This is a genomic window from Mycobacterium sp., from assembly GCF_046095365.1.
Lineage (GTDB): Bacteria > Actinomycetota > Actinomycetes > Mycobacteriales > Mycobacteriaceae > Mycobacterium.
In genome coordinates, this window is sequence record NZ_JBJTJF010000178.1 from 1 (window position 1) to 8,128 (window position 8,128).

The 8,128-nt window shown below is 70.0% G+C and carries 8 protein-coding genes; 5 read left to right on the plus strand and 3 right to left on the minus strand.

The window, feature by feature from the left end:
* Positions 1–1,360 (plus strand): amidophosphoribosyltransferase (gene purF, locus ACKOQ4_RS13520; RefSeq protein WP_526292657.1); only part of this gene is annotated, 1,360 nt, incomplete at its 5' end.
* A gap of 17 nt (positions 1,361–1,377) precedes the next feature.
* On the opposite strand, the gene ACKOQ4_RS13525 is transcribed toward purF, so the two are convergent.
* Both ACKOQ4_RS13525 and ACKOQ4_RS13530 read right to left on the minus strand, forming a co-directional pair.
* Positions 1,378–2,697 carry an NAD(P)H-binding protein gene (locus ACKOQ4_RS13525; RefSeq protein ID WP_526292659.1) on the minus strand — a complete coding sequence of 440 codons (1,320 nt, stop codon included), beginning with the start codon at positions 2,695–2,697 and terminating at the stop codon, positions 1,378–1,380.
* Between the two features lie 81 nt (positions 2,698–2,778).
* Positions 2,779–3,204, minus strand: a complete 426-nt coding sequence (locus tag ACKOQ4_RS13530; protein ID WP_526292661.1) for a cupin domain-containing protein — start codon at positions 3,202–3,204, stop codon at positions 2,779–2,781.
* A 37-nt stretch (positions 3,205–3,241) separates the two neighbouring features.
* On the opposite strand from ACKOQ4_RS13530, the gene ACKOQ4_RS13535 reads away from it, so the two are divergent.
* Genes ACKOQ4_RS13535 through purM form a run of 4 tightly spaced genes read left to right on the plus strand, consistent with a single transcriptional unit; the run spans position 3,242 to position 7,895 of the window.
* A complete protein-coding gene (locus ACKOQ4_RS13535) occupies positions 3,242–4,909 on the plus strand; it encodes an amidohydrolase (RefSeq protein ID WP_526292663.1) in 1,668 nt (555 codons plus the stop codon).
* Between the two features lie 10 nt (positions 4,910–4,919).
* Positions 4,920–5,549, plus strand: coding sequence for a DUF2461 domain-containing protein (locus ACKOQ4_RS13540; RefSeq protein WP_526292665.1), 630 nt, complete (start codon positions 4,920–4,922; stop codon positions 5,547–5,549).
* A 4-nt stretch (positions 5,550–5,553) separates the two neighbouring features.
* Positions 5,554–6,780 carry an L-2-hydroxyglutarate dehydrogenase gene (lhgD, locus tag ACKOQ4_RS13545; RefSeq protein ID WP_526292667.1) on the plus strand — a complete coding sequence of 409 codons (1,227 nt, stop codon included), beginning with the start codon at positions 5,554–5,556 and terminating at the stop codon, positions 6,778–6,780.
* Between the two features lie 11 nt (positions 6,781–6,791).
* Complete coding sequence (gene purM / locus ACKOQ4_RS13550) at positions 6,792–7,895, plus strand: phosphoribosylformylglycinamidine cyclo-ligase (RefSeq protein ID WP_526292669.1); 1,104 nt, start codon at positions 6,792–6,794, stop codon at positions 7,893–7,895.
* 13 nt (positions 7,896–7,908) lie between these two features.
* Here the strand turns inward: purM and ACKOQ4_RS13555 are convergent, their stop codons facing one another.
* Positions 7,909–8,088 (minus strand): DUF3073 family protein, encoded by a 180-nt coding sequence (locus ACKOQ4_RS13555; protein ID WP_526292671.1) that lies wholly within the window; start codon positions 8,086–8,088, stop codon positions 7,909–7,911.
* Positions 8,089–8,128 lie beyond the last annotated feature (40 nt).

Below are 8,128 nucleotides of genomic sequence, written 5' to 3' on the forward strand. Positions count from 1 at the left end.
CGGATCGCAGGTGCTGGTGTTCAAGGACCTCGGCCTGGTCAGTCAGGTCTTCGACGAGCAGACCCTGGGCGCCATGCCCGGCCACGTCGCCATCGGGCACTGCCGCTACTCGACCACGGGGTCGACCACCTGGGAGAACGCCCAGCCGGTCTTTCGCAACACCGCCGCCGGCACCGGGGTGGCGCTGGGGCACAACGGCAATCTGGTCAACACCACCGAACTGGCCGCCCGGGCCCGCAAGGCCGGGCTGATCAACCACAACGCACCCGGTGCGGCCACCACCGACTCCGACATCCTCGGCGCACTGCTGGCCGGCGGCGCGGCCGACTCCAGCGTCGAGCAGGCCGCTCTTGAACTGCTGCCGACCGTGCGCGGCGCCTTCTGCCTGGTGTTCATGGACGAGACCACCCTGTACGCCGCGCGTGACCCGTTCGGAGTTCGCCCGCTGTCCCTGGGCCGGCTGGACCGCGGCTGGGTGGTGGCGTCGGAGACCGCGGCGCTGGACATCGTCGGCGCCTCGTTCGTCCGCGACATCGAACCGGGCGAACTGCTGGCCATCGATGCCGACGGCGTGCGCTCGACGCGGTTCGCGCCGCCCACCCCGAAGGGCTGCGTCTTCGAATACGTCTACCTCGCCCGGCCGGACAGCGTGATCGCGGGCCGCTCGGTGCACGGTGCCCGGGTGGACATCGGCCGGCGGCTGGCCCGGGAGAAGCCGGTCGAAGCCGATCTGGTGATCGGTGTGCCGGAATCCGGGACCCCGGCGGCGGTCGGCTACGCCCAGGAGTCCGGCATCCCGTTCGGGCAGGGTCTGATGAAGAACGCCTATGTGGGGCGCACCTTCATCCAGCCGTCGCAGACCATCCGGCAACTCGGCATCCGGCTCAAGCTCAATCCACTCAAAGAGGTCATCCGCGGCAAGCGGCTGATCGTGGTCGACGACTCGATCGTGCGGGGCAACACCCAGCGCGCGCTGATCCGCATGCTGCGCGAGGCCGGCGCGGTGGAGGTCCACGTCCGCATCGCCTCACCGCCGGTGAAGTGGCCGTGCTTCTACGGTATCGACTTCGCAACCCCGGCCGAGTTGATCGCCAACGCGCCGGGCAATCAGACCGACGACGCGGAGATGCTGGAGTCGGTGCGCCAGGCCATCGGGGCCGACACCCTCGGCTACATCTCCCAGCACGGCATGGTCGCCGCCACCGAACAACCCGCCAGCCGGCTGTGCTGCGCCTGCTTCGACGGTGAGTACCCGATCGAGTTGCCGACGGCCACCGCGCTGGGCAAGAACGTGGTGGAGAACATGCTCGCCGCGGTCCAGGCGGACAACGACAACGTCTCCGCGCTCAGCCGGCCCTGACGCGGGCGTCGGCGCGCTCAGCTGACCGCCGAGGTCACCTTCTTCACCCGCCGGTCGAGCACCACCGCCTGCAACGGCCGGCCGGCGTACCAGTACGCCCGGCCCAGCAGTCCGCGCGGGTAGAAGATGGCCCGCTGCTCGTAGCGACTTCCGCCGCCCTCCGGGGTGACGCGCATCTCCAGCCAGCGGTCACCGGGCCCCCGCCGGGCCGAGCGGAGCTTGAGCAGCCCGGGCTCGCGTTCCTCGACCTGCCAATGGTCGGGCAGGCTGCTCTCGACGGCCTTCCAGAGTTTCTCCGGACTCGCCGAGGTGTGTCGCGAGCGGGTGTCGGTGTAGACCACCTCGCCGGCCCACTCCGGGTCGTTGGGCAGTTGCGCGGCGGTGCCGGTGTTCCAGGTGGTCTCGACCTCCCCGCGGGCGATGCGGGCCAGCGCCAGCGAGACCGACTTCTTGTAGGGGGTCAGACCGCCCTCCGGGGGAGGGATGATCGTGTCGATGTCGTGGTTGTCCATCACCGCGTCGCAGTGCAGCGACTCCACCAGCGGCCGGGCCAGCCCGGGCGGGATCGGGGTGACCAGCCCCACCCACAGCGAGGCGATGCGCGGAGTGAGCACGGGTAGCACCAGGATGCGTCGTGGCCGCAGTCCGGCGACCTGGGCGTAGATCTGCATCATGTCGCCGTACTCGAGGACATCAGGACCGCCGATGTCCCATTCCCGCGATTTGGGCACCGGGCAGGTGGCAGCGGCGACGAGGTAGTAGAGCACGTCGCGAATCGCGATCGGCTGGATCTTGTTGTGCACCCACTTCGGTGTGGTCATCACCGGCAACCGGTCGGTGAGGTGGCGGACCATCTCGAAGGACGCCGATCCGGAGCCGACGACCACTCCGGCCTGCAGCACGACCGTCTCGATGCCCGAGGCGATGAGGATCTCCCCGACGGTGGTGCGGGACTGCAGATGCGTGGACAGTTCGGTGCCCGCCGGGTGCAGGCCGCTGAGGTAGATGATCCGGCGCACCCCCGCCTTGCGGGCGGCGTTGACCACGTTCTGGGCGGCGCGCCGCTCCTCGGCGGCGAAGTCTTTTTCGAAGCCCATCGAATGCACCAGGTAGTACACGATGTCGACGTCGGTGAACGCGGCCTCCAGCGAGGCGGCATCGCCGAGGTCGCCCCTGGCGACCTCGATGCGGTCGCGCCAGGGCACACCGGCGAGCTTGTCGGGATTGCGGGCCAGCGCCCGCACCGCGAAACCGCTCTCCAGAAGCCTGGGAACCAGGCGCCCACCGATGTAGCCGGTCGCTCCTGTCACCAGGCAGCGAAGCTGCTCAGCCCCCACGCAATCCTCCGATCGTCGACCCTCATTCAACCCGCTGCGGGCCGGCGGCGCAGCCGCTGGGCGCCCGCCGTCACAGGCCCGTCAGGAAACCGGGCAGGCCGCCGGCGCGGGCACCTCCACCGACTTGGGTGCGCCCACCGGGTTGATGTAGACCACCTCCATCACCAGGGGCAGGGGCGTCTCGTTGCGGCCGTTGTGGACGAAGGCCGGGCCGACGCCCTCCTTGACCGGCGCACCGGTGCCGTACACCGCATCGACGGCGCAACGGCCGTCGAAGTGCGTCATGGTGCCCTCGCTGATGAAGCCGAAGACATCACCGGGGTGGTAGTGCCAGCCGGTGCCGCCGCCTGGGGCGACGGTGATGCGGGTGACGGTGTATTCCACGCCGTCGACGACGTTCGTGGACAGCGTCTCCACGGAAACCCCGGACGACGGGGTCGCCGATACCGGCGGCGCACCCGCCAGAAGCAAAGCGGCGACGGTGAGACCCACGTGCTGTGCTCTCATGTCGGTCAGCGTGGCACAGGGTTACGGTGCAGTTGTGGTGAACTCCTATCTTCTCAGCGGCGGCCCGATCTGGACGGGCGACCCCGCGCAGCCCTGGGCGCAGGCCGTCGTGGTTCGCGGCAGCGATCTGGTTCATGTCGGCACCCGCGACGGCGCGGACGACTTCACCGACGCCGCAACCGAACTGATCGACCTCGACGGCCGGATGTGCCTGCCCGGTTTCATCGACGCGCACAACCACCTGGCCTCCATGGCCGTCAGCAAGCTCGGAGTCAACCTTTCGGGCATCGTCGGACGCGACGCGGTGCTGGCGGCGGTCCGCGACTGGGTGGCGGTCCAGCCCGCCGGCGCGCCGCTACGGGGCCACGGTTGGATGCCGGACTCCTTCGAGGAGCGCTCGCCGCGACGGGAGTGGCTCGACGAGATCACCGGCGACCGGCCGATGTACCTGTTCTCCGCCGACGCCCACGACATATGGTTCAACACCACGGCGATGCGTGCGGCGGGCATCGGGCCCGACACCCCCGACCCCGACCCGGGAGCGCAGTACTGGGTGCGCGATTCCGACGGAACCCCGACCGGGCATGCCGTCGAAGCGGCGTCCTACATGCCGATCATCATCGCCCAGGACCTGTTCTCGGCTGCGAACATTCGCGCGGTGCAGGAGCTGACGCTGCAGCCCGCCCCGTCGTGGGGTATGACGGCCTACTTCGAGGCCGGCGCCGCAGCGGGACCCGCCAGCGCCGACGCGCGCTGGATCTACGACGACCTGGTGGCTCAGGACCAGTCGGGTCACCTGCCGCTGCGGGTGGCCGGGTCGTACTGGACCCGCACTCCCAACGACGATCCGGCGGCCATCGTCGAGGACTTGAAGGTCTGGCACGCCGAGGTGCGCTCCGATCACGTCCAGGTCAACACCTGCAAGATGTGGGCCGACGGCACCTTCATGAGCGGCGGGGCGCTGCTGCTCTCCCCGTGCTGCGGGCACGCCGCCGATGACCTCGGCACCATGACGTTCCCGCCCGAGCACATCGAGGCACAGATCGAGGCGGTGCAGGCCGCCGGATTCGACATGCACATCCACATCGACGGGGACGGCTCGGCGCGGGTCGTGCTCGACGCCTACGAGAAGGTGCTGCGCCGCCGGGGCCGGGAGGGCCGCCGTCATGTGGTGGCGCACAACTCGATGCTCGATCCCACCGACATACCCCGCTACGCGGCGATGGGCATCATCGCCAACTGCACACCGTTGTGGGGTACCGACTACAACGGTCAGTACCGCGACATCTACACCGGCATGCTGGGCGCCGAACGGGTGGAGGAGCGACTCTTCCCCTACGGCGACCTGGTGCGCTCGGGGGCGGTGGTGACCTACGGCAGCGACATCCCCGGAGTGGACATCCCCGAGATCCCGCCGCTGATCCAGATCGAGGCTCTGCTCACCCGCAAGCGACCCGGCTATCCCGACGACCTGCCCCTGGTGGCACGACAGCGCATCGGTCTGCACGACGCGCTGCGCGGCTACACCGTCAACGGCGCCTACCAGCTGCGGATGGAGCAACGCACCGGATCGCTCACCGCCGGCAAGGCCGCCGATCTCACCGTCCTGGGCGCCGACCTGTTCCGGGTCGACCCGCAGGAGATCCACGCGGTGCCGGTGGTGCTGACGATGATGGACGGTCGCATCACCCACGACGGCAGGTGACAATCAGGTCATGGCGTTCACAGGGTGGCCGGTCGAGGCGGTCGAGTTCTACGAGGGTCTGCAGGCCGACAACTCCAAGGTCTACTGGCAGCGGCACAAAGCCGTCTACGACGAGTGCGTGCGGGCCCCGATGGAGCAGCTGCTGGCCGACCTGGCCGGTGAGTTCGGTCCCGGGAAACTGTTCCGTCCCTACCGGGATGTGCGGTTCAGTGCCGACAAGGCGCCCTACAAGACCACCTGTGCGGCGACTCTCGGCCAGGGCCCGGGCCAGGCATACGTGTCCTTCTCCGCCGACGGCCTGTCCGCGGGCGGCGGGCTGTACATGCCCGACGCGGCGGCGCTGCAGCGCTACCGCACCGCCGTCACCCGGGACAAGTCCGGCGCCGAGCTTGCCGCGATCGTGGCGGCGCTGCACGCCGGCGGCTACCAGACCATGGCCCACGACGTGCTCAAGACCGCACCGCGGGGCGTTTCCAAAGACCACCCCCGCATTGATCTGTTGCGGCACAAGGGCATTGCGATGATGAAGAGCTGGCCCGTCGGTGCCTGGCTGGGAACCCCGAAAGCCAGGGACCGGGTGGTGACGACGCTTCGGGCGGGGGCGCCACTGAACGACTGGCTGGCCCGTTACGTAGGCTGAACCGGTGGCTCGAGACACACACGACCTGGTGGTGGTCGGCGCCGGAATCGTCGGACTGGCCGTGGCCCGGGAGTGGATCTCCCGGCGTCCGGCGGACCGTGTCGTGGTGCTGGAGAAGGAGAGCGGGCCGGCGAGCCACCAGACCGGCCGCAACTCCGGGGTCATCCACGGCGGGATCTACTACCAGCCCGGTTCGATGAAGGCCAGGCTGTGCGTCGAGGGCGCGCGGCTGATGTACCAGTACTGCGAGGACAGGAACATTCCCTATCAGCGCTGCGGCAAGCTGATCGTCGCCCTGGAACCCGGGGAACTGCCCCGCCTCAATGATCTCGAGGCCCGCGGCATCGCCAATTCCGTTCCGGGGCTGCGTCGGATCGGCGGCGGCGAGATCCGCGACATCGAACCCAATGCCGTTGGGCTGCAGGCACTCCACGCACCCAATACCGGGATCGTCGACTACGGGGCCGTCGCGCGGGCACTGGTCGGCGACCTCGAGGCCGGCGGCGTCGGCGTGCGATTCGGCACGGCCGTCACGTCGATCGACCCGGGCGATCCGGCCGTGGTCAACACCGCGCACGGGCCGTTGACCGCCCGCTCGGTGATCGCCTGCGCCGGTCTGTGGGCCGACCGGCTCGCCCGCCGCGCCGGAGCCGCTCGCGACCCGCAGATCGTGCCGTTCCGCGGCGCCTACCTCGGTCTCAAGGCGACCGCGCCCAGGCTCAACGGCATGATCTACCCGGTTCCCAACCCGGAGCTTCCCTTCCTGGGCGTGCACATCACCAAGCACATCGACGGTCACGCCACACTGGGCCCGACCGCGATGATGGTGGCCGCGCGGGACGGCTACCTGCTGCGCCGGATCAACGGCCGGGACACCTGGGAGTCGCTGACGTGGCCGGGCACCTGGCGGGTGGCGCGGCGATACTGGCGGGTGGGCATCGACGAGGTCCGGATGGCCGCCAGCAGACGGGCGTTCGTGGCGGCGGCCTCCCGCTACATGCCGGCGCTGTCGGTGGCCGACCTCGACGGCAGTTCCCACGCCGGGGTGCGCGCCCAGGCGGTCGGGCGGGACGGCTCGCTGGTCGACGACTTCGTCATCTCCCGGGACGGCGGCGTCGCCCACGTCCGCAACGCCCCCTCACCGGCGGCGACCTCGGCTTTCGCCCTGGCTGCGGAACTGGTTGATCGAGTCGAGCGGTCGCCGACGCTGAGCACGGCCGGCGACGAGTAGCCTTATCGCCGATGTCTGTCGAGTCGTCCGGGAATGAGCGCGGGGGAGCGGGTTCCCGCGTCTCCTACGCGTCCGCCGGGGTCGACATCGAAGCCGGGGACCGGGCCGTCGAACTCCTCAAGCCGCTGGCCAGTCGGGCCACCAGACCCGAGGTTCGCGGCGGCCTCGGCGGGTTCGCCGGTTTGTTCGCGCTGCGCGGCGGCTACCGGGAACCGATCCTGGCCTCCTCCACCGACGGCGTCGGCACCAAGCTCGCCGTCGCCCAGGCGATGGACGTCCACCACACCGTCGGGCTCGACCTGGTGGCGATGGTCGTCGACGACCTGGTGGTCTGCGGCGCCGAGCCGTTGTTCCTGCAGGACTACATCGCCGTCGGGCGCACCGTCCCGGAACGGATCAGCGCGATCGTCTCCGGGATCGCCGAGGGCTGCGTGATCGCCGGCTGTGCGCTGCTGGGCGGGGAGACCGCCGAGCATCCCGGGCTGATGGAGCCGGACCACTACGACATCTCCGCCACCGGCGTCGGCGTGGTCGAGGCCGACGACCTGCTCGGGCCGGACCGGGTCCGGCCCGGTGACGTGGTCATCGCGATGGGGTCCTCCGGGCTGCATTCCAACGGCTACTCGCTGGCGCGCAAGGTCCTGCTGGAGATCGACCGGATGAGCCTGTCCGGGCACGTCGAGGAGTTCGGTCGCAGCCTTGGCGAGGAACTGCTCGAGCCGACCCGGATCTATGCCAGGGACTGCCTGGCGCTGGCGGCCGAGACCCAGGTCCGGACTTTCTGCCACGTCACCGGCGGCGGCCTGGCCGGGAACCTCGAACGGGTCATCCCGCACGGTCTGGTCGCCGACCTCGACCGCGGAAGCTGGACCCCGGCGCCGGTGTTCGGGCTCATCGCCCAGCGTGGCCGGGTCGAGCGCGCGGAGATGGAGAAGACCTTCAACATGGGCGTCGGCATGGTCGCGCTGGTCGCGCCGGAGGACACCGACCGGGCCCTGGCGGTGCTGACCGCGCGGCATCTGGACTGCTGGGTGCTCGGCAGCGTCGGCAAGGCTCCGACGAGAGGCAGCGACGGCCCCCGGGCGAAACTGGTGGGTCAGCACCCGCGGTTCTAGGGCGCTCCGGCGATCAGCGCCGCCACTCGTCCTCGTCGTCGTAGGAGTCGTCGAATCCGTTGCTCGAGGTGCCGGCGGGGCCCTCACCCGCACTCAGCTCTTGTCGGAGCCGCTCGAAGTCGGTTTGCGGAGAACTGTATTTCAGCTCTCGGGCAACCTTGGTCTGCTTTGCCTTAGCCCGGCCGCGGCCCATGGGGGAACCCCCTCGCGCAATAACGGAGCGGCCCGAAAAC

What these genes read in the sequence shown, in the direction of transcription:
- ACKOQ4_RS13530 (WP_526292661.1), bottom strand. Translation starts at nt 3,204, where the DNA reads ATGAGAGCACAGCACGTGGGTCTCACCGTCGCCGCTTTGCTTCTGGCG.
- ACKOQ4_RS13540 (WP_526292665.1), top strand. Translation starts at nt 4,920, where the DNA reads ATGGCGTTCACAGGGTGGCCGGTCGAGGCGGTCGAGTTCTACGAGGGT.
- purM (WP_526292669.1), top strand. Translation starts at nt 6,792, where the DNA reads ATGTCTGTCGAGTCGTCCGGGAATGAGCGCGGGGGAGCGGGTTCCCGC.
- ACKOQ4_RS13555 (WP_526292671.1), bottom strand. Translation starts at nt 8,088, where the DNA reads ATGGGCCGCGGCCGGGCTAAGGCAAAGCAGACCAAGGTTGCCCGAGAG.